Below are 26,139 nucleotides of genomic sequence, written 5' to 3' on the forward strand. Positions count from 1 at the left end.
CGGTAGTTCAGTTGGTTAGAATACCTGCCTGTCACGCAGGGGGTCGCGGGTTCGAGTCCCGTCCGTTCCGCCACTTATTAAGAGCCCTGAGCTAACGCTCAGGGCTTTTTCTTTTCCAGCGATTTAATTATTGCTGAATCCGCAAAAATCCTCTGCATTTTTCACTCTTTTTCGGCAAAGAACTGATGGTCATAATCCTCTCAGTTAACGAACATAGTGATTAAAAAGAGGAATTCTATGACTATCCCTGCATTCGGTTTAGGTACGTTTCGCCTGAAAGACGACGTGGTTATCGCTTCTGTCAAAACGGCGCTTGAGCTGGGCTACCGTGCTGTCGACACTGCGCAAATCTATGAAAATGAAGCGGCTGTTGGTCAGGCGATTGCCGAAAGTGGCGTACCGCGTAACGAGTTGTACATCACCACCAAGATCTGGATTGAAAATCTCAGCAAAGACAAACTGATCCCAAGTCTGAAAGAAAGTCTGAAGAAACTGCGTACGGATTATGTCGATCTGACGCTGATCCACTGGCCATCTCCGGGCGATGCGGTATCCGTTGAAGAGTTTATGCAGGCGCTGCTTGAAGCGAAAGAGCAGGGGCTGACTCGCGAAATTGGTGTCTCAAATTTCACTATTCCGCTGATGGAAAAAGCCATTGCCACAGTAGGTGCAGACAATATCGCGACCAACCAGATTGAGCTGTCTCCGTATCTGCAGAGTCGTAAGGTGGTTGACTGGGCTAAAGCGCACGGTATCCACATCACCTCTTACATGACGCTGGCTTACGGTAAGGCGCTAAAAGATGAAGTGATTGCGCGCATTGGCGCTAAACATAACGCGACCCCGGCGCAGGTTATTCTGGCATGGGCAATGGATGAAGGTTACTCCGTGATCCCTTCATCTACCAAGCGTGAAAACCTGGCAAGCAACTTGCTGGCGCTGGACCTGCATCTGGATACTGAAGATAAAAAAGCGATCGCGGCACTGGACTGCAACGATCGTCTGGTCAGCCCGGAAGGCCTGGCCCCTGATTGGGATTAATTGCCCGACCCTCTGTACCTTTAACCCTCTTTCACAGCTCCTTCGGGAGCTGTTCTTATATACTCACTTAAAAAGTCTATAAATGCCCGAATGCGTGTACTGACCGCACGATCGCTGTAGTAAACGGCGCTGAAAGGCATTTCTACCGGCAGACGTTTATCGGCCAGCAGCTCCACCAGTTCTCCCCGCGCGATTTCTTTATCAATCATATAATCTGAAAGACATGCGATGCCGTTGCCGCTCAGGCAAAGCTGCTTTAACGTTTCCCCGCTGTTGGAAGAAATCCCACATTCGACTTCATGGAGCTGTCCGTCGCTACGGGCAATCGGCCAGGTATTGAGTGAAACGGGTTCGGAAAACCCCAGACACAGATGCTGCTTTAACTGTTCGACGGTCTCGGGCTTGCCAAAACGGGCAATATAGTCCGGTGAGGCAATAATCTTACGATAGCTGGTAAACAACGGACGCGCACGCAGGCTCGAGTCAGTCAGCGTACCTGCTCGTATCGCGACATCCACTTTTCGTTCAATAAGATTGATGAACGTTTCTGAGGAGACAAGAGACAACGTCATCTCAGGATATCTCTCACGGAACGGTCTGATTAGCGGCATCAGGAAATGCAGCATCACCGGCGTTGCCGCGTCGATACGCAGCAGGCCGCGCGGGGTATTGCGCGACTCCATGATTTCCGTTTCTGCTGCTGCCATCTCTTGCAGTATCTGCTGCACACGCCTGAAGTAGCGTTCTCCTTCTTCAGTCAGGCTTAGCTGTCGGGTCGTTCGATTAAGCAGACTCACACCCAATTTCATCTCCAGCTTTTTTACTGCCCGACTGACCGCGGAATTAGCCTGACCGAGTTGTTCTGCCGCCCGGCTGAAGCTGCCGCTTTCCACAACGGCCACAAAAATCGCAAGTTCTTCAGAGGTTGCTTTCATTTTTGCACCTGACGCAAAATTATATTGAGATTTTGAATATTTTTGTTATTAAAGCATCCCGGCATACTGCGTGTCATCTGATTACTGATGTTACGGAGTTATTTATGCCTCTCGCTTTATTTGCACTAACAATAAGTGCCTTCGCTATTGGCACGACTGAGTTTGTGATTGTTGGCCTGGTGCCGACCATCGCTCAACAACTGGCGATCTCGTTACCTTCAGCCGGGATGCTGGTTTCAATCTATGCGCTGGGTGTGGCGATTGGCGCACCAGTGCTGACCGCTCTGACCGGAAGCCTGCCACGTAAACAGCTGCTTGTCGCGCTGATGGTCCTGTTTACGGCGGGGAATTTACTGGCATGGCAGGCACCCGGGTATATGACACTTATTGTCGCCCGTCTGCTGACGGGGCTGGCTCACGGCGTATTCTTCTCGATTGGTTCCACTATCGCGACAAGTCTGGTGCCAAAAGAAAAAGCGGCTTCCGCTATCGCTATTATGTTCGGTGGCTTAACCGTTGCGTTGGTCACGGGCGTGCCGCTGGGTACGTTTATCGGCCAGCACTTTGGCTGGCGTGAGACTTTCCTGGCAGTATCAATGTTAGGCGTGATTGCGCTGATTAGTAGTCAACTGCTGATCCCGGCTAACATTCCAGGTCGAGCGGCCGCCAGCATTCGCGACCAGGTGAAAGTGCTGACTCATCCTCGTTTGTTGCTGATTTACGCCGTTACGGCATTGGGCTACGGTGGTGTGTTCACGGCTTTCACCTTCCTGGCACCGATGATGCAGGATCTGGCGGGCTTCTCCCCGGCAGCGGTAAGCTGGATCTTACTGGGTTACGGCGTATCAGTCGCTATCGGCAATATCTGGGGCGGTAAGCTGGCGGATAAGCATGGTGCGGTTCCTGCGTTGAAATTCATTTTCGCCGCGCTGTTTGTTCTGCTGATGGTCTTCCAACTGACGGCTTCCACACAGTACGCCGCGCTGGCTACCATTCTGGTGATGGGGATCTTTGCCTTCGGTAACGTACCGGGGTTGCAGGTCTACGTGGTACAGAAAGCGGAACAATTTACGCCCAATGCTGTTGATGTAGCGTCAGGGCTGAACATTGCAGCGTTTAACATTGGTATTGCACTGGGTTCCGTGATTGGCGGACAAACGGTCGAGCATTATGGGTTGGCGCAGACACCATGGATTGGCGCACTTATTGTTCTGGTGGCTTTCCTGCTGATGGGGCTGAGCGGCCGTCTTGATAAGCCCACGCACGTTGCTCTGGGGTAAATCATTGATGTAAGCGCCCACTTACAAAACAAACTGCAATTGTTCGTTGAAAGTGAGTGCTAAAATCCCTATAACAGAAGAACCAGTCCGGCTGCGGACTGGTTGACGTTACAGAGGTTTGAAAGTCTAAAGTGCGAAAAAACACCTATGCCATGCGTTATGTTGCCGGACAACCCGCCGAGCGGATTTTACCGCCGGGCTCGTTTGCGCATATTGGCCAGGCATTACCCGCAGGCGTACCGTTGAGCAGTGAAGATCGCATTCGCGTGCTGGTATGGAATATTTTTAAACAGCAGCGAGCAGAATGGCAGTCGGTGCTGAAGAATTTTGGTAAAGACGCGCATCTGGTGTTATTGCAGGAAGCGCAAACCACACCAGAACTGGTGCAGTTTGCGACCACTAACTATCTCGCTGCCGACCAGGTTCCCGCCTTTGTGCTGCCTCAGCACCCCTCTGGCGTTATGACACTCTCCTCCGCCCATCCAGTTTACTGCTGCCCATTGCGCGAGCGAGAGCCTATTTTACGGCTGGCGAAATCGGCGCTGGTGACGGTGTACCCGTTACCTGACACTCGGTTGTTAATGGTGGTGAATATCCACGCGGTTAACTTTAGCCTTGGCGTTGATGTCTATAGTAAGCAGTTACTTCCCATTGGCGATCAGATTGCTCATCACAGCGGTCCGGTGATTATGGCCGGCGATTTTAATGCCTGGAGCCGTCGACGGATGAATGCGCTGTACCGCTTTGCGCGTGAAATGTCGCTGCGCCAGGTGCGCTTTACCGACGATCAGCGCCGCCGCGCGTTTGGTCGTCCTCTCGATTTTGTGTTCTATCGCGGTCTGAACGTGAGTGAGGCCTCTGTGCTGGTCACCCGCGCCTCCGACCACAACCCGCTACTCGTTGAATTCAGTCCCGGCAAACCTGAACAATAACGGTGTGTCAGGTCTGCCGTAGGGCAGGCCTGTGATGGTTGCCCTTCATATTTCACAACAACCGAAGGACAACACAATGACAACACGCTCTCATCATGACAACGTCGAAAAACAGTTTGGCTCTCAGGCTAATGCCTACTTAACCAGTGCGGTGCACGCCTCTGGTCGTGACTTGCAACGTCTGGGGGAAAGGTTGCTGGCATTTCCGCAGGCCCGCGTGTTGGATATGGGATGCGGAGCGGGGCACGCCAGCTTTGTGGCCGCGCAATACGTAAAGCAGGTAGTGGCATATGATTTATCGTCGCAGATGCTTGATGTGGTCACTGAAGCGGCAAAGGACAGAGGTCTGGAGAATATCGCCACACGGCAGGGTTATGCTGAAAGCCTGCCGTTTGAAGATAACGTATTTGACGTGGTGATTAGCCGCTATTCCGCGCATCACTGGCATGATGTCGGGCGTGCGTTGCGAGAAGTGAACCGCATTCTGAGGCCCGGCGGCGTGCTGATTGTGATGGATGTGATGTCGCCAGGCCATCCTGTACGTGACATCTGGTTGCAAACTGTGGAGGCGTTACGCGATACCTCGCACGTACGCAACTATTCCAGCGGAGAATGGCTGTCGTTAATCAATGACGCCAATCTGATTGCCGATACCTTGTTAACCGATCGTCTGCCGTTGGAGTACAGTTCGTGGGTGGCGCGGATGCGCACGCCTGCAGCGTTGAGCGACGCGATCCGTATATACCAACAAAGTGCTTCTGCGGAAGTGAAAGCCTATTTTGCGTTACAGGAAGATGGCTCGTTTACCAGCGACACGATAATGGTTGAAGCACATAAAGCGGGATAAATAAAAAAGGCACTGGGGGGAAACCAGTGCCTTCATTTCTACAATGCTATCAGGAGTCCGGCATACCGCTGTTTTTCACAAACAACGTTAGCTGATCGCCTGGCTGCAGATTGTTCGTATCGCTGTTCCAGCGCATCACATCCTTGATGTTAACCCCGTGGCGTTTGGCAATGCTCGAGAGCGAGTCGCCTTTACGCACACGATAGGTGATGCTATCGCTGTTGTTCGCCAGTCGCTGTGCGCTGGTACCAGCGCCCACCGTCAGATTTTGGCCTACTTTCAGCGATGACCCGCGCAGATTATTCCACTGCTTAAGGTCATTGGTGCTCACGCCAAGACGTGAAGCGACGCCAGAAAGCGTATCGCCAGAGCGAACTTTGTAGCTGCGGCTGTTCAGCGGCGTGTTATCCGCAACCAACGTTGACTGCACGGCTGCAATTTCGCCTGAGGCCAGAGACTCACGCAGCTTCTCTGCATGCTTCTTTGGCACCATCACATATTGCGGACCACTGGCACCCAACGTGGAGCCTTTCACGCCTGCATTGAAGGTTTTCAGCTTACTGACGGAAATACCCGCCATATCGGCAACCTGAGCCATTTCAACCGGGCTACTCAGGCGAACACGTGCCAACGCGCGGCTTTCGTCTGTTGTTGGCAGACGCACGCCATAGCGTTTGCTGTTTTTGAGTATATCGCTCAATGCCAGCATTTTTGGCACATATAGCTTCGTTTCCTGAGGCAATGGCAACGACCAGAAGTCAGTGGGTTTACCACGGGCTTTGTTCGTTTTAATTGCTTTCATGACACGACCTTCACCGCTATTATAAGCAGCAACGGTCAGCAGCCAGTCGCCATCAAACATTTTGTTCAGACGCTGCATCATGTCCAGTGCGGCGGTGGTGGAAGCCACAACGTCGCGACGTGCATCATAACTGCGGGTCTGCTTTAAACCATAATTGCGCCCCGTGCTCGGAATGATCTGCCAAATACCTGCGGCATTGGCGCCAGACGTTGCGTGAGGATCAAAAGCGCTCTCCACTATGGGTAGTAGTACCAGTTCCATTGGCATGTTACGTTTCTTAACCTGCCCGGCTATCCAGTACATATACGGCTCTGCCCGTAAAGTTACATCGTGGAGATAGCTCTTATTGCGTAAATACTTCTGTTTCTGTTCGCGAATCCGGTTGTTTTCCGGAATTCCCATCTTTAGCTCGTCACCAATGAAAGCCCACAAATCTTGATCAGCAGCGATAGATGTTCCGTCGTCCATCCATCGCGCCTGACTTGTAAACTTTCCTGCTTCCCCTTGACCAGCTGCAGAAAGGCTCTGTGCGTGTTGTTGGACGTTACCAGTATTCTGGCACCCAACAAGCAGGACAGAGGCGAGTAATATCGCTTTTGCCTTCATGTGTGTGTCAATAGTTGCTTAAAAGACGACCGATCATAACGGCGAAGTTTTCAAAAGGCAACCCGCAATTGTCAGAACGTATCTTTCTTTGACCTTAACCAGGCAAAACGCTCTTCAGGTTGTTGCAATATTGTTTTTTTATTTATTTCATTAATTAAATCAATATCTTCCGTTCTTAAAAAAAGATTATTTCGTCGCTCATTTTTCAGAATTACGGGCAGTGTCATTTGTTTTTTTACGCGTAACTCATTAACTTTACGATAATATTCATTTATGAACGGATCGTGCGGAAGAATGCTTAAGGCAAACTTCATGTTTGCTAATGTGTACTCATGTGCGCAACAAATCAATGTATCGTCAGGAAGTGCGTTTAGTTTTTTAAGTGATTGATACATTTGAGATGCTGTGCCTTCAAAAAGCCGACCGCAGCCACCGGAGAAGAGCGTGTCGCCGCAAAACAGGTAAGGCTGGCTAAAGTAACAGATATGTCCTAAAGTGTGACCCGGCGTAGCAATTACCGTAAATTCATGCCCCAAAACGAGTGCAATATCGCCATCTTCGACTATATGCGTCGTTCCCTTATCTTGCGTTTCAGCCGGTCCGTATACCGCTATTTGTGGGAAATATTGCAGAAGTTCTTTCACGCCGCCCACGTGATCCTGATGATGATGTGTCAGCAGAATGGCCTCGGGAACCCAGTTATGTTCTGCAATAGCTTTCAGAACAGGTGCTGCTTCACCCGGGTCCACAATCAGACAATGTTTGTCATTATTCGACAGGACCCAGATGTAATTGTCCTGAAATGCAGGAATACTGTTAAGATTCATAGATTACCTCTCAATGCGTAACGGAAGGTCGTGATGAAACCGGCAAGGATCCCTCAAACTGTCATAGCGCCCGTTAGTTGGGATGATTTGCCCTGGGGCGAACACTATCGTCAGGCGCTGGAGCATCAGCTTAACCCGTGGTTCGCAAAAATGTACGGATTTCATCTGCTTAAGATTGGTAATTTAAGCGCAGAAATCAATTCTGAAGCGTGCGCGGTTTCTCATCAGGTAAATGTTTCTTTGCAAGGCGCTCCCATGCAGGTGACTGCCGATCCTTTACATCTGCCCTTTGCCGATAAGTCCGTGGATGTTTGTTTGTTGGCTCATACGCTGCCGTGGTGTTCCGATCCACATCGCTTACTGCATGAAGCCGATCGCGTGCTTATTGATGACGGTTGGTTGATTCTGAGCGGCTTTAACCCGGTAAGTCTGATGGGATTGCGTAAACTGGTGCCCGTATTGCGTAAAACATCGCCCTACAACAGCCGGATGTTTACCCTCATGCGGCAGTTGGACTGGCTCTCATTGCTGAATTTTGAAGTACTGCACTACAGCCGTTTTCATGTCCTGCCCTGGAACAAGAAGGGCGGGAAAATGTTAAGCGCCCATATCCCTGCGCTGGGCTGTTTGCAACTGGTGGTTGCGCGTAAGCGAACCATTCCGCTTACGCTCAACCCGATGAAACAAAATAAAAGCAAAACGCCTATCCGCCAGGCCGTTGGCGCAACCCGGCAATACCGTAAACCAGACGTTTAAGCCTCAGCCTGATACCCAATATCATCCTGAGTGGGACGCATTGCAGCAGCGCGCGCAAGCTCATCACAGCGTTCGTTTTCCGGATGGCCCGCATGGCCTTTAACCCATTCCCATTTGATTTGATGTGGCCCCAGCGCGGTATCCAGACGTTTCCACAGATCGACGTTCTTCACTGGTTTTTTATCTGCTGTTTTCCAGCCGCGCTTCTTCCAGTTGTGGATCCACTGCGTAATGCCCTGGCGCACATACTGGCTGTCCGTGCTGAGTATCACTTCACACTGTTCTTTCAGGGCTTCCAGCGCAACGATTGCCGCCATCAGCTCCATGCGATTATTGGTGGTGAGGTTGTAGCCTTCGCTAAAGGTTTTTTCGCGCCCGCGATAGCGTAAAATCGCCCCATAACCACCTGGCCCTGGATTTCCCAGGCAAGAACCATCGGTGAAAATCTCTACCTGTTTAAGCATCTCTGGTAGACTTCCTGTTTTAGCAAATCGAAATCAAACGATAAGTCTGACATAAATGACCGTTATGAGCACTGGAATTACACGACAGATCGTCCTCGATACCGAAACCACCGGTATGAACCAGATTGGCGCCCACTACGAAGGCCACAAGATCATTGAGATCGGTGCGGTTGAAGTGGTGAACCGCCGCCTGACCGGGAATAACTTCCACGTTTACCTGAAACCGGATCGGCTGGTGGACCCGGAAGCGTTTGGTGTACACGGAATCGCAGACGAATTCCTGCTTGATAAACCTACGTTTGCCGATGTGGCCGATGAGTTTCTCGACTACATCCGCGGTGCGGAGCTGGTCATCCATAACGCATCGTTTGATATCGGCTTTATGGATTACGAATTCGCTAAGCTCAGGCGGGATATTCCGAAGACAAACGAATTCTGCAAAATTACCGATAGCCTGGCGCTGGCGAGGAAAATGTTTCCTGGCAAGCGCAACAGCCTTGATGCGTTATGCTCACGCTATGAAATAGACAACAGTAAGCGAACCCTGCACGGCGCATTGCTCGATGCCCAGATTCTGGCCGACGTTTATCTGATGATGACCGGTGGGCAGACCACGATGGCGTTCTCAATGGAAGGTGACAGCCAGCAGCAGAATGACACGGGGATCCAGCGTATTGTGCGACAGTCCAGCAAACTACGCGTTGTTTTCGCCACTGATGAAGAGTTAGCGGCCCATGAGTCGCGCCTTGACCTGGTGCAGAAAAAAGGCGGAAGTTGCCTCTGGCGGGCATAGTTTGTACGTTTTCCGTATGGAAATGACCATTCGGGTGATTTTTGCAGCAAACGATTAAAAAACGTGAGAAAAAGCGTTGACGAGGCGTGAGGCAATCCGTAATATTCGCTTCGTTCCCAAGCGGAACACAACGCGGAGTGGTAGTTCAGTTGGTTAGAATACCTGCCTGTCACGCAGGGGGTCGCGGGTTCGAGTCCCGTCCATTCCGCCACTATTCAGAAAGCCTGAATCAGAAATGATTCAGGCTTTCGTCGTTTTAGCCCGCCACAATAATAATCTCATCATCACACTTTATCGACCACGTCCGTGCTATCGGGCAGGCAACACATCAGGTCATCCTTAACCCGACGCATATCCAGGGGCAATCAACCTGCGAAGTGATTCATCACGCAGGCGAAACGGGGGGAAAAGTTATCGCCGATAAGCACCGTTTCTTCATTCAAGTGCTTTAGCATATACAGCTTGTCGGCACGTTCGTAAGCGTCGAAGAAGAGATAATCGACTGCATCCGTTGCTTCATCATCGGGGGATTTTTCACGTCCGTTGGGAGTGAGCATGAAAACACCGGCGGTATGGCCGAGTGGTCGGGCATAGCGAAAGAACAGTTTTCGGTTCACAGCAAACTCGCCATCATCACTTTTGAGTTTCCCTTGTACTGACAATGAAAGGTGTCCGGAGTTGTAGCTGGTAATCAGCATTATTCCATGGAGTACCTTTTTTGTATCCTGGATGTCGAGTATCGACGTGAATTCCGAGGAGCAGGAAAAACTGATTTCTTGTTTTTTCGCATTCCCGGCGATAATAAAAAAAGCGATAGCCGCCAGCCCAAAAATGGCAATCACGACTGACCATAGTAAAGGAGAGTGATCGCTTTCTTGCTTCATATCATTCCTCATGATGGCGATACTGGCTGATGCAATGGTAATAGCCGAGGTTCAGCCCGCATTCAGCGGCAAACGACCACTCAACCAGATTATGGTTGCTCGCCCAGGTATTGAGATACAGATCTTTTGGGTACGAACAGTCGGGGTTAATGCCCACGGACTTGAAAATATCCAGCGCTTTCTTTTCGGTTATGGTATCGGTGAGGGCGTTTCCTAATATATGTACTCGGCATTGTTCATAGTCGATAGTCCGCAGGATAGTCGCGTCCGTCATGGCGATTTCATTGGGAATCCATGTTAACCACGCTGTCGCCAGCACGGCGATACCGGTAATTAACGCGGTTATCGCGACAGGCCAACGGCTTTGTTTCTTTTTGTTGAGCGTCGATGCAACATTGGTAATTCTGGCGGGAGCTTGCGCTTCTTCCAGTTGCTGAATATTGATATTAGCGTCGCCCATCCGAAATCCCATCCGCGGAATTGTGACGATGAGTTCTGCAGGATGACCCGTAGACGTTATTGCTTTGCGCAGAAATGAAATGTGCTGATTGAGATTCGCATCCGTCGCTCTGGCGCCATTATGCTGAAAAACATTCAGCAGAATTTCATCACGCGAGGATATCTCTTTACCATTTTGCAACAAATAGAGCAGTAATTGTGTTGCCACATTATTCAATGTGGCCATTTCACCAGATGCCAGGTCTTTTAGGGTATTTTTATGTGGTCTGAAAACTAAGCCATCACCAATAATTACGGATTTAATTTTGTTTATTGGTATATGAGAAATCACTGATGTCTCCTTTAAAGCAGGATATCTCGCATTCGAGTGGGTGAAGCAATAGCATAACATAATTCATTTATAAAAAATGGTTGTACCATAGATCGCTTTATTAATATTTATATAACAATATTTTAATATCTCTTATAGAATCCTCTTTTCTCCTTCCTCTCTTTCACTATCTTATTGTCATTACTCGCTTTTGATATCCAATTTCATTTTTACAAAAATTTCATAAATACATTTTGCCTGCTGTTCTGGCTAAATAAAAAAATAGTTGATAGATAAAAACTCTATAAAAATGCTGAATGATAGATATTAACACTGGCTGCGTCGTGATTTTTGGCGGTTTTTTAGGTAAACGATCGCTCTGCAGACAGTGTGACAACATGATTCCCTGAGTTTGATTAATACCGGATTTTTGCATTGTGTCATTTTCCCGTCGACTTAATATAAGCCCCGAAACAGCGTAAACAACTGTGGACGGTATTTCGGATGGAATACCAATGAAGTTCAAAATACGGGGCGGCTTGAGATGGATTGTTTGCAAGGATATGCGCTACCGCCACCTGCAGATCAGGATTCCCGGACATAAATTATCTGCGGAAATAGATCTTCGGAATAACTAAAAAACAGATATAAGGTTAAGTAGTAATATGAAAATGAAAAACGTGGCTGTGGCCTGTGCGCTGATGGCGGGAATGACTTTTACTGCATCTTCTGCTTTTGCTGCAAAAAATGTCGAACCGACTAACGGTAAAATTCACTTCACCGGTTCTCTGGTTAATTCCGCATGTGGTCTGGCACCAGAATCCAGCCCGGTACAGGTTAATTTTGGTGAGATCCCAACTTCTCAGTTAAAAGACAACCAACGTGCTGGCGTTAAGCATGCCAAAATCGTTCTGCAGGGCTGTGATACGACCGTCGCGAAAACAGCCACTGTGACTTATACCCCGGCAACGATTGATACAGACAACAACGCGCTGGCTGCGTTCACCTCTGGTACTGCAAAGGGTGCGGGCATCGGTATGATTGACAGTGGCAACCAGGACGTGGAATGGGGCCAAGCCGCCTCTCAGGTCAACATTACCGATGGTGAAACCGACATTGATTTCGTCGCTTACCTGCAGGCAAACAACGCATCTGCCGCGGTAACCCCAGGTGATTTCGAATCTACCGTTAATTTCCAGATCGACTACCAGTAACGATCTGCAGCAGGCGCATTAACGCGCCTGCTTAACCCTTCCTGCGAATAACTGAAAGGAAATGCGGTGATGCCTGGATGGCGAATTTTACTGCTTTTTATCTTCATATCGCCTGCATGGGTTTTGGCTGACACCAATCGTCTTGTCAGTACGCCCGGCAAAATGCGCATGCGCGGAAATATTATTGAGGCTGCCTGTTATGTCGATCCACGCGACCGGTCGCTACTGGTTGAATTTGATGATCTCTCAGCCAGAGATATTTCCGGAAAACCAGAGAAAGTATCAGCGCATGATTTCAGCATTCATTTGTTGGGATGTTCATTAGGGGATTCTCAACACCCCGGGAATCTGTTTCAACGCGCCAATATTACCTTTTCTGGTGCACCGGATAGTGACAATCCTGATTATCTAAGCGTGCAATCGGAAACTGAAAATTTAGCGATAGAAATATATGACAGCAACGGACAGCAAATTCATCTGGGTGAGCCATCACCGGACTATGTGCTTAATCCAGGGAAAAACACGCTCAATTTTACGGCTTATTTGATCTCCCGCGACGGAAGAATGACATCTGGCGAATTTACTGCGGTCACGCATTTTGTTGTGAATTATCTCTGAGCTGCACTGCAATTCGGGTATCTGAAGGTTTGCGAACGAAAATGATCACGCTGAAAACAGATAAAAAACGTCTGGCGCTTTTTATTGCTCTGGTCTGTGCCTCTTCATGGGCTGAAGCGGATGAGGCCATTGAATTTAATACCGACGTACTGGATGCCAGCGACAGGCACAATGTCGATTTGCAGCGTTTTTCCGAAGGCAACTTTGTGACTCCCGGAGAATATCTGCTGGATGTTCGTATTAACAGCCAGGAGATTCCACAGCAGTCGATCCGTTATATCGTCGATCCTGCCAACCCGCATAAATCCATGGCATGTCTGACCCCGCAACAACTCGAATTACTGGCGCTCAAAGAAGAAGCGCTGGCCTATATTCATCCGATTAGCGCGACCTGCTATGACATTTCCCGCCTGCCGGGTGTGGCGTTGAATAATAGCGCAGGCGTACTGGACATTATCGTGCCTCAGGCGTGGATGAAATATACCGATCCAGACTGGACGCCACCGGAGCGTTGGGATAACGGCGTCGCGGGGCTGATTTTTGACTACAGCGTCTCGGGCCAGGCCACACATTATGAACAGGGCGGCGATCGTTATCGCTCTCTGTCTGGCTATGGGCAGACAGGTTTTAACCTCGGCGCGTGGCGATTTCGTGGCCAGTATCAGGCCAATTACGCTTCGGATGATAATCGCGGCCGTATCGACTGGGATCAGATCTATGCCTATCGACCGTTGCCGATGCAGGCTGCAAAACTGACGGTCGGCGAAATCTACCTGAATTCTCAGGTTTTTGATTCGGTGCGTTTCACCGGGGCTAACCTCGCCAGCGACGAGCGTATGTTGCCACCGAATTTGCAGGGCTACGCGCCTGAAGTGCACGGCATCGCCCGCAGCAATGCGAAGGTTACCGTCAGTCAGCAGGGCCGTGTTATCTATCAAACCACCGTTCCTGCAGGGCCATTTAATATTCAGGATCTGCACGGTTCGGTACGCGGCACGCTGGATGTTCGCGTCGAGGAGCAGGATGGCAGCGTACACACTTTTCAGGTCAATACAGCCGATATTCCTTACCTGACGCGCCCAGGCTATGTGCGCTACAACGCCGCGGTCGGGAAGCCATCGCGTTATAACCACGACGTTCAGGGGCCTGCGTTTTATAGCGGTGATTTCTCATGGGGGGTCAGCAATGCATGGTCGCTGTACGGCGGCGTGCTGCTCACTGGCGATCGCTATAACGCCTGGTCGATAGGGATTGGGCGGGACTTGAGCTGGCTGGGGGCGCTGTCGGCTGATGCGACGCAATCCGTGAGTCGGGTAAAGCATCAGGCTGAACAAAAAGGCATGTCTTTTAAGCTCAGCTACGCCAAAACTTTTGATGAGTACAACAGCGCCATCACCTTTGCCGGTTACCGCTTCTCACAGCGTAACTTCCGCACTTTCTCGCAGTTTCTCGACGAGCAGTATGAAAATAACAACAGTGCCGGCAACGAAAAAGAGATGTACACCATCACCGGCAACAAAACCTTCTTTGCTGACGATCCACTATTAGCGACCACGTTGTACCTGACCTATACCCACCAGAACTATTGGGATCGCGGTTCCCAGGATCGTTACGGATTATCGATGGGGCACAGCTTTTCATTTGCTGGCATCCAGGGGATCAGCGCCAACGTTGCGGCTTACCGCTCTGAGTATCAGGGCAAACGAGACGACAGTCTTTCGCTTTCAATCTCGGTGCCATGGAGCGATGGCCGCTCTATGGATTACGAATTGCAGAACAGCGGCAACCAGACCAGCCAGATGGTTTCGTATTCCGATAACCGCGACCGTAACAATCCGTGGCGTTTGCGCACAGGGGTTTCCGGTGAAGGGCGTACGGCGTTTGATGGCTATTACAAGCACCGCAGCATGATGGCGGAACTGGAATCTAACGTCAGCTGGCAGCAATCACGTTATTTCTCCGTTGGCGGCACGATGCGCGGCGGTTTTACCGCGACGCGTCACGGTGCGGCGCTGCACAACAGCCAGGCGTCGATGAATACCGCCAGAGTGATGGTTGATACCGACGGGGTGGCGAACGTGCCGCTGAACGGCGAACAGGCGCACTCAAACCGCTTCGGTATTGCCGTCGTACCGGACGTCGTTAGCTATCACAGCTTTGATACCCGTATCGATGTGGACGCAATGGACGAGGACATTTCCGCGACTAAAGCCATCGTGACCAACACCCTGACGGAAGGTGCGATTGGCTACCAGCATTTTGCCGTGGCGCAGGGGCAAAAAATGATGGCGCTGCTGCGCCTGAAGGATGGTTCGGTACCGCCGTTTGGCGCCGAAGTGTTTAACGCTAACGGCGTTAGCGTCGCCATGGTAATGGAAAACGGTATGGCCTGGATTGCGGGTGTGAATCCGGCTGAGCGTCTTTCCGTTGCCTGGGCTGGCCGTGCGCAGTGCCACTTACAGGTGCCACAACAAATCAACCCGGAAGGTAACGTGCTGTTGCCTTGTGAATAATTTCAATAACCTGAATGAATTTTGTCATGAATAATCAAGCTTTTTACTCCGTGCAGCGTTGGCTTAAACCCGTGGCCTGTGGCCTGCTTTTGATTGCAGAGATCAACACCTCATGGGCGGGTATTGCGCTCGACCGTACCCGCATGATCATCACGGGTGATGCGCGCTCAGTCAGTGCGAACTTAACCAATACCAGCCCGAGCATTCCGTTTCTGGCTCAGTCGTGGGTGGAAGATGCCAACGGAACAAAAATTACCTCGCCGCTGATGGTCTTACCGCCGCTGCAACGAATTAACGGCGGGCAAAAGGGAATTGCCCGCGTGACGAAAACCAGCGGGATCAACGCCCTGCCGCAGGATCGCGAGAGCTTGTTCTACCTGAACGTACGTGAAATTCCGCCTAAACCGGATAAGCCGAACGTGCTGCAACTGGCGATGCAGTCGCGCATCAAATTGTTCTACCGTCCGGCCGCCATTGTGCCGGAAACGCCGGGCGCAGTGTGGCAAAACCAACTGGTCTTTCACAAGCAGGGCCAGCGCTGGAGTGTGGATAACCCAACGCCTTACTTCGTCACCTTAATCGGCTTAAGCCGCAAGCCAGAAGCGCAGGGAGGCGGCAGATTGACCGACTTCCCCGGCGTTATGGTCTCACCAAAATCCTCTCTCGATTTCAGCGTCACGGACGGCAGCGTCAGCCAGTTCAGCATGATGTACGTGAACGATTTTGGCGGTCATCCCGAACTGAAATTCAGCTGCACAGGCAATGTATGTAAAGCATTGCCGATGGAGCAACAGCCCCAGTAACAGGAATCGTAAATGAAAAAGATGCTTTGCGCCCTGCTGATGGCGGGCATGGCCTGGCAGGTTCAGGCCACCAGCGGTCGCCAGGATATGAGCAACGTGTCCGGTGAGTATGGCAACGTCCGCTTTCACGGCCGGGTCTACGTGTCGCCGTGCGTGCTGGATATGGCCTCACGCGATCAGACCATCAATCTTGGTGATATTTCCGCCAGTCGGTTTCGCCAGGGCGGCGATCGCAGCGAACCGGTGTTGGTTACGCTGTACCTGAACGGCTGCTTAAAGGGCTCTGGTCATACCCTGAGGGATTTCCCCGGGCAGACCAGCGAAATGCCTGAGCTGGCGCACAGCACGGTGGAACGTGGCGTTTCGATGACGCTGATGGCCGAAGGCGCGCCGGAAAACAGTGACCTGGGGCGTATTCGTGGTGATGTGCGCGGCGCGGGCATTCGGCTACTGACCGAGCGTAATCAGCTGATCCATATGAACCAACCGCAACGTATGTGGATCCTCAAACCAGGCGATAACGCCATTCACTTTCTGGCCACGCTGGAATCTTTTGGGCCAGAGGTGACTGCCGGAGAATTTAACGGCCTGGTGAGACTTAAGCTGGAGTATCTATGAGCGTATTACGCAAAGCGCTGTTGTGGGTTGCCCTGGCTGGCTGTCCACTGGCCGGGCAGGCATTTACACAGGGGGAAGGTGAGCCGGAGGGCGGGTCGCCGCATCAGTACGATATCGAACTGAGTTCGCTGGATGTCAGTAAAAACCACGTGGGTGGCAGAACGGATCCGTTTACCTGGAACCTGGGCAGTTGGTATGTGGTGAATTTCTATTGCGAGCAGGCTGACATCTCCCGGTCGCCGATTTACTACACCACCACGACTACGATGCCGCCTTCAAATCAGGGGGCGAACCGTTTTCGTCTAAATGAGTATCTGGATGTGGAAGTGCAGGTGTGGGTTGCCGGGGGCTATAAACAGTATGTTCAGGCGCCTTTTACCAACGTTTCAAACCGCAACAGCAATAACACTTGCAAAAAGCGCAAGGGCTACACGCGCGCCACTAACGTTGAAAGTGGTTCAAAAGGGAAAGTGACGTTTATTGTCACTAAACCCATTATCAACGGCATCAATATCACTTCCCAATCGCTGGTGGAGGTTGCCGGGCGCATGGGGAGCGCGGGACCTACGCCCACTACGGCGATTTCCCGTGTGGTGATTAAATCCGGGCTGATTACCGTACCGGACAAATGCACCTTCAACCGGGGAGACAAAATCAGTATTGAGTTTGGCGATCTGCCAGGATCCGCTGCCCGGCTCAATGGCACTAACTACAGCAAGTCGATCCCCATTCATGTTGTTTGTGAAGGCGGCAGCTTCGATCAGGGCGCGCTGAACATTAATCTTGGCGTGCAAACTACCACGGCGTCAGGCACGGCGGGGTTCAACGATCATCTCCTCGGCACGCTGAGCGGCGGACAAAAGCGCGACGATCTCGGCATTATGCTTAAAGACGAGAGCGGTGGCACCGTCGTGCCCAATCAATTCTATAACGTGAAAGGTTTTTACCAGAATCAGGGCGACTGGAATCTCACCGCTGCACCGGTGGCAAAGCCGGGTGTGGGAAGCGTTAAGGAAGGTGAGTTTGAAGCCTCTGCCACCGTTGTTGCGCAGTTTCAGTAGGGGGATGCCATGAGATGTTCGGCGTTATTCGCGATCGGCGTGTTACTGCTTGGCGGCATGGTGCAGGCCGACACCAAACTGGTCGGCGGTGATATGTATTTTCACGGCACTATCAGAGCGCTGGCCTGCAGCCTGGCACCTGGAGGCGACAAAATCGAGGTCGATTTCGGGCAAATCGCGACGCAGGATCTCTATCTTTCGGGGCGCAGTAAGCCGGAAAAATTCAGCATTCAGCTACGCGACTGCAACCCCGAGGTTTTTCGCGGGATCTCGGTCACTTTCAGTGGTAGTGAGGATGCTGAACTGGACGATCATCTGGCGCTGGATAGCAGTGAACAGGGTGGCGCGACAGGGATCGGTATTGGGATGAGCGAAGAGGACGGCACGGCAATTCGCCTTGATGAGAGCACGTCAGTCAAAGAGATAACTGCAGGCTCGATGACGCTAAATTTTTGGGCGTGGGTCGCAGCAGAGCCGTCGGCGATAAAAAATCAGTCTCTCGAATACGGTCCGTTCAGCGCCAGCGGAACCTGGACACTGAACTACCAGTAGCATGATGAACGCACTGAATCGTATTGCCCCGCTGCCTGCGCAGAAATTATTGCTCGTTATTAGTCTGTTTTTCTGGTGTGGGGGAATGCATCTCTACTGGCTGAATAACGGCGGCAGCGGTCTGTCGTTGCCGCTTAATATTACGAGCTGGATTTATGCCGTTGTGCTGGCTGCAAGCGCATCAGTGCTGGTGCCTCGACAATGCTGGCGCATCACTGTCCCCGCCACGGTTTTTTCGATGGGGGCGCTCATCCTGACGCTGCTTTGTCTGCTGACGCCTGGCGTCTGGCAGTTCGAGGCGCAGCTGGTCGCAGGGGCGTTGCTGGGAGGCGTGCTCGTCTATCTGGTGACATTGCAGATTCCGCTTGCGGCAAACACCCTGACGGTACTGCTGACTCTGCTATGGGGGGTGTGCGTCATCGAATGTCTGGCGTTTTTGTATCAGTACTGGCATTTGCCGGGTGTTGATTACTGGGAGTTTGCCTGGCGACGCGGTACGCGGCCCTACGGTATTTTTCAGCAGGTCAATCTGATGGCCAGCTTCACTGCATCTGGTGTGCTGCTGTCAGCTCCGATCTTTTTACGGCTACGCGACAGATATCGAATTGTCATCGGGATTGCTCTGGTGATGATGGGCTTTGTGCTGCATGAATCCCAGTCGCAAACCGGCTATGTGTCTGTGGTGGTAGGTGAAGTCTTTCTGCTGGTGGTTTTCCCGGCGCAACGCCGTATGTTGTTGCTACTTCTGCTGCCGCTGGCGTTAGGCATGGTGGCGGGCACGCTTGCTCGCCATTTTTTGTCCGTTGCTACAGTCGATCACCTGACCACTTCCCAGGTGCGCTGGACGGTGCTTAAAACGTCACTGGCATTATTTGCCGAACGCCCGTGGACGGGGTGGGGTGTGGGCAGTTTTGCCGCCGTGTTTCTCGAACGTGCGGGGCCGTTGGGGCTGAGCAGCATCTCGCATCCGCACAATGAGCTGGTGCTGTGGCTGGTGGAGGGCGGCCTGGTTGGGCTGGCGGGGGCGCTGTGCTTTATTACGGGAGGCTTCTGGCTGTGGATGCACGGAAATCGCTGGCGTCGCGCTTGTCTGGTGGCGGCGCTGCCGGTGGTTATTCATATGTTGACGGAATACCCCGTCAGGCAGTCAACACCACATTGGTTACTGCTGATCCTGCTGCTTCGTTGTGCAGATAGCCCGCTAAAAGTGGCTCGCCTGACGCTTACGTCGACGTCGCTGATTCGTGCGCTGGCATTGATCTCGTTTTTAACCTTCACGCCATTGTTGCTTCTCTCACTGCACACGCAACAGCAGTTGACGCTGGCGGAGCGACAGTCAGCGCAGTGGCGTCTGGCCGAGTCGCTCCCGGTAGGAGGCTGGCTCCTTGCCCCTCGCTACCGGTTTGATGTTCAGATGGGGTATCTGCAACGGTATCAGCGTACCCGGGACGCTCGCTGGCTGGAAGCGGTTCGCCGCTGGGCGCCTGACTATGTGCGTGTTCACCCAGACCCGAATGTCTCCTTCACGCAAATCTTGCTGGCGTTACAGCAGCGCGACCTACCTGAGGCGCATCGTCTGGCGACGCGCTTTTACCTGACATACCCGAACGATCGCCGTATCCCGTGGCTGCAGGATGCACGACGTCCTTTCAATCAAAAAATGGAATGATATGAACAGATTCAGCGAACAGACCCGCCATGTGCCAGAGCTTCCCCGCAACGCCGAGCTGCTGCGGATCACCGGGATCCGTTTGCAGCGCATCCATTTTTTTGATGATGCATCGCTGGATGTCTGTGAGGTGTTAAGTCAGGTACGCACGCCGCTACCGCTCGATCTTTTTTTCAAGCACCTTTCCATCACCGCAAAACAGCAGCTATTTCTGTGGCAAATGCGGCAGGTACTGGCACTCTCAGGAAGTTATTCGCTGAATTTATCCGTCAGGATGCTGACCTGTCTGCCGTGGATTGCGCAGCTCGCCCGGCAGGCGCATCAGGGGCGGATTGTTATCGAAATACAGGATCCTGGCACCATGATGCGACTGGAAAAGGCAGAACAGCAGGCCGTATGCATTGCCGTTAAAACCCTGGTGCGTCACGGGTTTCGCGTGTGGCTGGATGATGTTTCGCCTGAGCTATTTTTTGTCTGGCGACTGTCTGGCATCCGTTTCGATGCCATCAAAATTGAAAGCGGAATGTTTCATCAGTTCAGGACGTCGGAGTGGCAGTTGAGGGTACTGGTCAATCAATTTCGCGGGTTGGGAGAACGGGTTGTGATCGAGGGGGTGGAAACGCCGCAGGATTATGCCATTTGCCGTATGAGCGGCGCAGATGCTGTGCAGGGATTTTTGTTCGAGCAGGAAGTATTACCGAAAAGCCTGAATAAATGCTGATTCAGGCCATGGTCATTATTCGCTCAGCGTCTGTGCGATATCTTCTTGCACCTGCTGGCGCTGTTCTGGGGTCAGTACTTTGTTCAGGTCGAAATAGTATTTCACGCGGTAATAACGCGCCTGCTGTTCGATATTGCTGAACGCGGAAAGCTGTTTTTTGACGGCGGCTTCATCCCATTTCCCGGACTTGATGACGTCAATCAACGCGCCGTCTTTAACATCCTTCACCGATATCTGGCTAACGTTGGTTTCAAGCTGCTGGTGCAGTTTTTTAATCTGCGCAACCTGGTCAGTGCTCAGTTTAAGGTGCTGAACTACCGGGTCCTGAGCTGGTGCGGGTACATTGGATACGTTTGCTGCAAGCGTGCTAAAAGAAGCGCCAGCCACGGTTGCCGCCAGCAAAGTCATGCGTACGAAGTTCTTCATTTCGGGATCCTGATAAGGGAATTATTAACATTGTCTGTCACTCGCTGGTGACGAGTGATTATCCTTTGCAGAATACGATGCCCGAAGCACGTCGCCACGCGAATTTGTTTTGCGGTTGGTTACGGAGTGAAACAATCCCGCTACGGAAAACGTTGTGCAGCGGGAGGGAAGGCGATATCTACAGCGTGAACGGGTCAGCGTCCTGCCAGGCGGGGAATTTCTCGCGGTACTCGCGCAGCGCCGAGAGTGACAGTTCAGCGTCAATGCGCGTAGCCTGATGCGGCTCGGCGGTGGCAATAATCTCCCCCTGCGGATTAATCACCCGGCTGTCACCGCGATAATGATGGCCGTTACCGTCAGTACCCACGCGGTTACATCCTGCTACATAAGCCTGGTTCTCAATTGCCCGCGCGGTGAGCAGAACCTGCCAGTGTAGCGAACGCGGCGCCGGCCAGTTGGCGACATACAATGCCAGGTCGTAATCGTTGCGGTTGCGCGACCATACCGGAAAACGCAGGTCATAACAGACCAACGGCAGAATGCGCCAGCCGCGCCATTCAAAAATAACCCGTGCGTCACCCGCCTGATAATGTTGATGTTCATCCGCCATGCGGAACAGATGGCGCTTGTCATAGAAATGGACATTACCTTCGGGTTCGACCAGCAAAAAGCGGTTTACCGGGCCACGTTCAGACAGGAGAGCGGCGCTGCCTGCTATAAGGGCGTTCGTCTGTTGCGCCTTAGTGCGCATCCAACTGACAACCTCTTCCTGCGGCAGCGATTTGCTTGCCGCTTCCATGGCAAATCCGCTGGTAAACATTTCAGGTAACACAATGACATCACGTCCGGTGACGGTTTCCAGTTGGCGGTCGAAATGGCGCAGGTTAGCCGGACCATCCATCCAGACCAAAGATTGTTGCAAGAGAGTAATCTTCAAACCAGACACAGTACCAAACTCCTCGTTGTGGGCTTAAGTTAACTCTAACATCTTATTCGCGGAGTGTGTGGGTGGGGGACATCTTGAAAGGCCATTTTCCAGAAACCGCTGATTTGCATTTATCAGTATCTCCAACCACCATTTACAGGCAGAATAATGCGGGGATCGGCCAAGGAGGAAAAATGCTAAAGATATTAACCACTATCGCTACGATGGTCGTGGCAACAGGTGCAATGGCGCAAAGCGATATTAACCTGAGCACTCTGGCGAAAGATGATGCGACAAAAGCAGCGTACAGCCAAATGGTGGAAGGGAATAAATTGCCCGCATGGATCAATAAAGGGGGAACATCTTCCCCGACGCAGACGGTGAAGCTGGGTGGCGAATCATACCAGGTTCTGAGCGCGTGCAAACCGCATGATTGCAGTGCAGAACGTATTGCGGTGCTGTGGTCAGAAAAGTCACAGCAGATGATGGGGGTGTTCTCAACGGTTGATGAGAAAACCTCACGAGAGAAACTAACGTGGCTGAACGTGAGCGACGAGCTGTCAATCGACGGTAAAACGGTACTGTTCGCTGCGCTGAGCGGGAGCCTGCAAAATCATCCTGATGCGTTTAACTACAACTAATGTGTAAGCAAAAAAGCGGAGCTTCAGCTCCGCTTTTTATTTCGCCGATATTCAGGCTGCTTCGATTTTACGCACTTTCTCTGGCAGCTTTACCGGCTGAGTCGCCAGCGCCTCGGGTTCAAAGTCATCCACGTTGATGCTACGCAGACGACTCGCTTCGGCTTTCACCAGAATTGCGGCTTCGTCTTTATCAATCAGCCCTTTAGCCAGCGCATTGTGCGCCAGTTCATCCAGGCGGGTAAACGGCAGGTTTTTACCCAGCTCTTTGCAGATCCGCTGATGGATAGGGTCGGCTGCAATCACATCCAGCAAAGCCTCTTCCAGCAAACCTACCGGGTTATGCTCGCTCGGCGTCAGGTATTGACCACGACCAAGGCGAGAACGGGTGGCGCTCGGAACCTGCAGAATCTTCGCGACTTTATGATCCAGCTTGTCAGACGGTGCATGGTAGTGGCGACCGGTAGGGAAGATAACCACATTCAGCAGGCCCGCGACCAGTCGGTTCGGGAAGTTTTTCAGCAGGTCGTCCATCGCCTGTTCCGCTTTGTACAACGCATCCTGAACGCCCCAGTGAACCAACGGCAGGTCTGCTTCATTACGGCCTTCATCGTCATAACGCTTCAGTACCGCGGAGGCCAGATACAACTGACTTAATACATCGCCCAGACGCGCGGAGATACGTTCACGGCGCTTCAGGCTACCGCCCAGTACGGCCATGGAGACATCCGAAAGCAGTGCCAGGTTAGCGCTCAGACGGTTCAGATGCTGGTAGTATCGTTTGGTCGCATCGCCGGTTGGCGTGCTGCTGGTTAAGCCACGCGTCAGGCCCAGCCAGAAGCTGCGCACTTTGTTACTGCCGACGTGGCCGATGTGTTTGAACAGCAGCTTGTCGAACGCATTCACATCGTTACTCTGTGCCGCAGCCATCTCTTCCAGAACGTACGGATGGCAGCGAATCGCCCCCTGACCGAAGATCATCATGCTCCGGGTCAGAATGTTGGCACCTTCAACGGTAATGGCGATAGGCGCGCCCTGATAAGCACGGGCGAGGAAGTTGCTTTCGCCAAGCATAATGCCTTTACCGCCAGTAATATCCATTGCATCGATGATTGACTGCTGTCCACGGTGGGTACAGTGATACTTCACGATGGCCGACAGCACCGCCGGTTTTTCACCCAGCATAATACCGTAGGTAATCAGCGACGCCGCTGCATCCATCACGTACGCGTTACCCGCAATACGTGCCAACGGCTCTTCAATACCTTCCATCTTACCGATAGAGATTTTGAACTGGCGACGAATGTGCGCATACGCGCCGGTTGCCATTGCGACCGATTTCACGCCGCCCGTCGAGTTAGACGGCAGGGTAATACCGCGTCCCACGGACAGACATTCCACCAGCATGCGCCAGCCCTGACCGGCCATTTTTGGGCCACCGATGATGTAATCAATCGGTACGAAGACATCTTTGCCCAGCGTCGGACCGTTCTGGAACGGCACGTTCAGCGGGAAGTGTCGACGCCCAATTTGTACGCCTGGCGTTGACGTTGGGATCAGCGCACAGGTAATACCGAGATCTTCTTCACCACCCAGCAGTTTTTCCGGGTCGGAGAGTTTAAATGCCAGACCCAGCACGGTAGCGATAGGCGCCAGCGTGATATAACGCTTATTCCAGGTCAGGCGCATACCCAGCACCTGCTGGCCCTGCCAGTCGCCCATACAAACCACGCCGGTATCAGGGATTGCCCCTGCGTCGGAGCCCGCTTCCGGGCTGGTCAGAGCAAAGCAGGGGATCTCCTGACCACGTGCCAGACGCGGCAGGTAATGATTCTTCTGCTCTTCGGTGCCGTAATGCTGCAGCAGTTCGCCAGGGCCTAAGGAGTTAGGTACGCCAACGGTGATCGCCAGGATCCCGGAAACGCCGGAGAGTTTCTGCAGAACGCGAGCTTGAGCATACGCGGAGAATTCCAGCCCGCCGTACTCTTTCTTAATGATCATCGCGAAGAAGCGGTGTTCTTTCAGATACGCCCACAGTTCCGGCGGCAGATCCGCGAGTTCATGGGTGATCTGGAAGTCGTTCGCCATGCGGCAGGCTTCTTCCACCGGGCCGTCAATAAACGCTTGTTCTTCAGCTGTCAGATGCGGCTGAGGATAGTTATGCAGTTTTTTCCAGTCTGGCTTGCCCTGGAACAGGTCGCCTTCCCACCAGGTTGTACCGGCATCAATCGCCTCTTTCTCAGTACGCGACATCGGCGGCATGACTTTACGGAAACCGCGGAACACTGGCGCAGAGATCATGGATTTGCGCATTGGCGTAAAGTTAAACGGTACGAGGAGAATGGCCAGAGGAACCAGCAGCCAGATTGACCACAGGCCAGCCACGCCAAGCGCAGCTGTCCAGGCGAGCAAAATTAAGCTGCTGAGGAATAAGCTCACGCGGTGATAAAACAGAACGCTGAGCAGAACAACCGTAGCGATAATACTCAAAATCATCATAACGAAAAGCTCCCTTGCTTGTAGGAGGTCTGACCACTTGTGATGATATGGTTGTAGTGGATGTAAATTCTTTTAGCAATGTGTTTACAAAATAATTACAACAAAGCTCACATTGTTGCTGTTTTAACCGGCACAAAAAATCAAAAGCCGCAGCCATTCCTGTGGCTTGTACTTCTCGCTGGTAGCGCTATCCGGTACACTGCATCTTGTCATTTACATTCATGCTGAAGGATATCCTCATGTACCAGGATCTTATTCGTAACGAACTGAGCGAAGCGGCGGAAACGCTGGCTAATTTTCTTAAAGATGACGCCAATATTCACGCCATTCAGCGCGCGGCGGTCCTGTTGGCAGACAGCTTTAAAGCTGGCGGTAAGGTACTTTCTTGCGGTAACGGCGGTTCCCATTGCGACGCGATGCACTTCGCCGAAGAGCTGACCGGACGTTATCGCGAAAACCGCCCAGGCTACCCGGCGATCGCTATCTCTGATGTCAGCCATATCTCCTGCGTCAGCAACGATTTCGGTTACGATTATGTCTTCTCCCGCTACGTTGAAGCCGTGGGTCGCGAAGGCGATGTCCTGTTAGGCATCTCTACTTCGGGTAACTCCGGTAACGTGATTAAAGCGATTGCCGCAGCGCGTGAGAAAGGGATGAAAGTCATCACCCTGACTGGTAAAGATGGCGGCAAAATGGCGGGCAGCGCGGATATCGAAATTCGCGTGCCGCACTTTGGCTATGCTGACCGCATTCAGGAAATTCATATCAAAGTGATCCATATCCTGATCCAGTTGATCGAAAAAGAGATGGTGAAGTAAGAAGGCTATTTTATTTGCCATTTTGAATCCGGGCAGTGCCCGAAATCCTCACGTACTACGTGTACGCTCCGGTTTCTGCGCGCTGTCCGAATCTAAACTGGCTGCAACAATTACGCCTTCCCGCTTAA

Annotated in this window: 26 protein-coding genes and 1 tRNA gene; 18 read left to right on the top strand and 9 right to left on the bottom strand. The window is 52.0% G+C overall.

Translation table 11 applies throughout. The annotated features are described in order from the left end of the window. Positions 1-237 precede the first annotated feature (237 nt). Positions 238-1,041 carry a 2,5-didehydrogluconate reductase DkgB gene (gene dkgB, locus OGV65_RS10665; RefSeq protein WP_103847841.1) on the top strand — a complete coding sequence of 268 codons (804 nt, stop codon included), beginning with the start codon at positions 238-240 and terminating at the stop codon, positions 1,039-1,041. 20 nt (positions 1,042-1,061) lie between these two features. Here the strand turns inward: dkgB and yafC are convergent, their stop codons facing one another. Then, positions 1,062-1,976, bottom strand: coding sequence for a DNA-binding transcriptional regulator YafC (yafC, locus tag OGV65_RS10670; RefSeq protein ID WP_047357608.1), 915 nt, complete (start codon positions 1,974-1,976; stop codon positions 1,062-1,064). A 104-nt stretch (positions 1,977-2,080) separates the two neighbouring features. Here yafC and OGV65_RS10675 point away from each other — a divergent pair, with 104 nt between their 5' ends. From OGV65_RS10675 to OGV65_RS10685, 3 genes are all read left to right on the top strand, one after another. Next, complete coding sequence (locus tag OGV65_RS10675) at positions 2,081-3,256, top strand: MFS transporter (RefSeq protein WP_016151799.1); 1,176 nt, start codon at positions 2,081-2,083, stop codon at positions 3,254-3,256. Between the two features lie 131 nt (positions 3,257-3,387). Next, the gene (locus OGV65_RS10680) at positions 3,388-4,188 is read left to right on the top strand and encodes an endonuclease/exonuclease/phosphatase family protein (protein WP_029139415.1); all 801 of its coding nucleotides are present in this window, start codon (positions 3,388-3,390) and stop codon (positions 4,186-4,188) included. Between the two features lie 76 nt (positions 4,189-4,264). Next, on the top strand, positions 4,265-5,035 hold the full coding sequence (locus OGV65_RS10685; protein ID WP_049282725.1) for a class I SAM-dependent methyltransferase: 771 nt from the start codon (positions 4,265-4,267) through the stop codon (positions 5,033-5,035). 49 nt (positions 5,036-5,084) lie between these two features. Here OGV65_RS10685 and mltD read toward each other — a convergent pair whose 3' ends face one another. Both mltD and gloB read right to left on the bottom strand, forming a co-directional pair. Further along, positions 5,085-6,443 (bottom strand): murein transglycosylase D, encoded by a 1,359-nt coding sequence (gene mltD, locus OGV65_RS10690; RefSeq protein WP_047498509.1) that lies wholly within the window; start codon positions 6,441-6,443, stop codon positions 5,085-5,087. Between the two features lie 71 nt (positions 6,444-6,514). After that, on the bottom strand, positions 6,515-7,270 hold the full coding sequence (gene gloB / locus OGV65_RS10695) for a hydroxyacylglutathione hydrolase (protein WP_049282724.1): 756 nt from the start codon (positions 7,268-7,270) through the stop codon (positions 6,515-6,517). Between the two features lie 33 nt (positions 7,271-7,303). Between gloB and OGV65_RS10700 the strand changes: the two genes are divergently transcribed. Beyond that, positions 7,304-8,026 carry a class I SAM-dependent methyltransferase gene (locus OGV65_RS10700; protein WP_047498505.1) on the top strand — a complete coding sequence of 241 codons (723 nt, stop codon included), beginning with the start codon at positions 7,304-7,306 and terminating at the stop codon, positions 8,024-8,026. On the opposite strand, the gene rnhA is transcribed toward OGV65_RS10700, so the two are convergent. After that, a complete protein-coding gene (gene rnhA, locus OGV65_RS10705) occupies positions 8,023-8,490 on the bottom strand; it encodes a ribonuclease HI (protein WP_016151805.1) in 468 nt (155 codons plus the stop codon). The genes OGV65_RS10700 and rnhA overlap by 4 nt on opposite strands. A 64-nt stretch (positions 8,491-8,554) precedes the next feature. Here rnhA and dnaQ point away from each other — a divergent pair, with 64 nt between their 5' ends. Both dnaQ and OGV65_RS10715 read left to right on the top strand, forming a co-directional pair. After that, positions 8,555-9,283, top strand: coding sequence for a DNA polymerase III subunit epsilon (dnaQ, locus tag OGV65_RS10710; RefSeq protein ID WP_029139417.1), 729 nt, complete (start codon positions 8,555-8,557; stop codon positions 9,281-9,283). Between the two features lie 134 nt (positions 9,284-9,417). Further along, positions 9,418-9,494: transfer RNA gene (locus OGV65_RS10715), tRNA-Asp, on the top strand. A gap of 154 nt (positions 9,495-9,648) precedes the next feature. Here the strand turns inward: OGV65_RS10715 and OGV65_RS10720 are convergent. Together OGV65_RS10720 and OGV65_RS10725 are read right to left on the bottom strand one after the other, a co-directional pair. Then, positions 9,649-10,167, bottom strand: coding sequence for a FidL-like protein (locus tag OGV65_RS10720; protein ID WP_016155747.1), 519 nt, complete (start codon positions 10,165-10,167; stop codon positions 9,649-9,651). Between the two features lies 1 nt (position 10,168). Next, complete coding sequence (locus tag OGV65_RS10725; protein ID WP_227021093.1) at positions 10,169-10,852, bottom strand: winged helix-turn-helix domain-containing protein; 684 nt, start codon at positions 10,850-10,852, stop codon at positions 10,169-10,171. Positions 10,853-11,601: 749 nt separating this feature from the next. Here OGV65_RS10725 and OGV65_RS10730 point away from each other — a divergent pair. The 9 genes from OGV65_RS10730 (at position 11,602) to OGV65_RS10770 (ending at position 20,705) form a co-directional block, all read left to right on the top strand. Further along, positions 11,602-12,150 (top strand): fimbrial protein, encoded by a 549-nt coding sequence (locus OGV65_RS10730; protein ID WP_016155749.1) that lies wholly within the window; start codon positions 11,602-11,604, stop codon positions 12,148-12,150. 69 nt (positions 12,151-12,219) lie between these two features. Continuing rightward, positions 12,220-12,768: a fimbrial protein gene (locus tag OGV65_RS10735; RefSeq protein ID WP_019076063.1), complete on the top strand. Its 549-nt coding sequence runs from the start codon at positions 12,220-12,222 to the stop codon at positions 12,766-12,768. A 41-nt stretch (positions 12,769-12,809) separates the two neighbouring features. Then, positions 12,810-15,281 (top strand): fimbria/pilus outer membrane usher protein, encoded by a 2,472-nt coding sequence (locus OGV65_RS10740; RefSeq protein ID WP_153690712.1) that lies wholly within the window; start codon positions 12,810-12,812, stop codon positions 15,279-15,281. 26 nt (positions 15,282-15,307) lie between these two features. Next, positions 15,308-16,084 (top strand): fimbrial biogenesis chaperone, encoded by a 777-nt coding sequence (locus tag OGV65_RS10745; RefSeq protein ID WP_286454934.1) that lies wholly within the window; start codon positions 15,308-15,310, stop codon positions 16,082-16,084. Between the two features lie 12 nt (positions 16,085-16,096). Continuing rightward, positions 16,097-16,702: a fimbrial protein gene (locus tag OGV65_RS10750; RefSeq protein WP_286454935.1), complete on the top strand. Its 606-nt coding sequence runs from the start codon at positions 16,097-16,099 to the stop codon at positions 16,700-16,702. Further along, entirely contained in the window at positions 16,699-17,763 is a 1,065-nt protein-coding gene (locus OGV65_RS10755) for a fimbrial protein (protein ID WP_016155754.1), read from the top strand. Before OGV65_RS10750 ends, OGV65_RS10755 begins: the two co-directional genes overlap by 4 nt. Before the next feature lie 9 nt (positions 17,764-17,772). Next, positions 17,773-18,315 carry a fimbrial protein gene (locus tag OGV65_RS10760; protein ID WP_053389576.1) on the top strand — a complete coding sequence of 181 codons (543 nt, stop codon included), beginning with the start codon at positions 17,773-17,775 and terminating at the stop codon, positions 18,313-18,315. A gap of 1 nt (position 18,316) precedes the next feature. Next, the gene (locus OGV65_RS10765) at positions 18,317-19,984 is read left to right on the top strand and encodes an O-antigen ligase family protein (RefSeq protein WP_286454936.1); all 1,668 of its coding nucleotides are present in this window, start codon (positions 18,317-18,319) and stop codon (positions 19,982-19,984) included. Between the two features lies 1 nt (position 19,985). Beyond that, positions 19,986-20,705, top strand: coding sequence for an EAL domain-containing protein (locus OGV65_RS10770; protein WP_286454937.1), 720 nt, complete (start codon positions 19,986-19,988; stop codon positions 20,703-20,705). Between the two features lie 15 nt (positions 20,706-20,720). Here the strand turns inward: OGV65_RS10770 and OGV65_RS10775 are convergent, their stop codons facing one another. Beyond that, positions 20,721-21,131 carry a Spy/CpxP family protein refolding chaperone gene (locus OGV65_RS10775; RefSeq protein ID WP_286454938.1) on the bottom strand — a complete coding sequence of 137 codons (411 nt, stop codon included), beginning with the start codon at positions 21,129-21,131 and terminating at the stop codon, positions 20,721-20,723. Between the two features lie 178 nt (positions 21,132-21,309). Continuing rightward, positions 21,310-22,077, bottom strand: a complete 768-nt coding sequence (locus OGV65_RS10780) for an amidohydrolase (RefSeq protein WP_047417078.1) — start codon at positions 22,075-22,077, stop codon at positions 21,310-21,312. A gap of 173 nt (positions 22,078-22,250) precedes the next feature. Between OGV65_RS10780 and ivy the strand changes: the two genes are divergently transcribed. Further along, positions 22,251-22,697, top strand: a complete 447-nt coding sequence (ivy, locus tag OGV65_RS10785) for an Ivy family C-type lysozyme inhibitor (RefSeq protein WP_047498493.1) — start codon at positions 22,251-22,253, stop codon at positions 22,695-22,697. Positions 22,698-22,748: 51 nt separating this feature from the next. On the opposite strand, the gene fadE is transcribed toward ivy, so the two are convergent. Continuing rightward, on the bottom strand, positions 22,749-25,193 hold the full coding sequence (gene fadE, locus OGV65_RS10790; RefSeq protein WP_141874826.1) for an acyl-CoA dehydrogenase FadE: 2,445 nt from the start codon (positions 25,191-25,193) through the stop codon (positions 22,749-22,751). Positions 25,194-25,432: 239 nt separating this feature from the next. Here fadE and lpcA point away from each other — a divergent pair, with 239 nt between their 5' ends. After that, positions 25,433-26,011, top strand: a complete 579-nt coding sequence (gene lpcA, locus OGV65_RS10795; RefSeq protein ID WP_016151815.1) for a D-sedoheptulose 7-phosphate isomerase — start codon at positions 25,433-25,435, stop codon at positions 26,009-26,011. Positions 26,012-26,139: the final 128 nt, after the last annotated feature.

The sequence above is a fragment of the Citrobacter sp. Cb004 genome (assembly GCF_030337065.1).
In the GTDB taxonomy this organism is placed as follows: Bacteria; Pseudomonadota; Gammaproteobacteria; order Enterobacterales; family Enterobacteriaceae; genus Citrobacter; species Citrobacter braakii.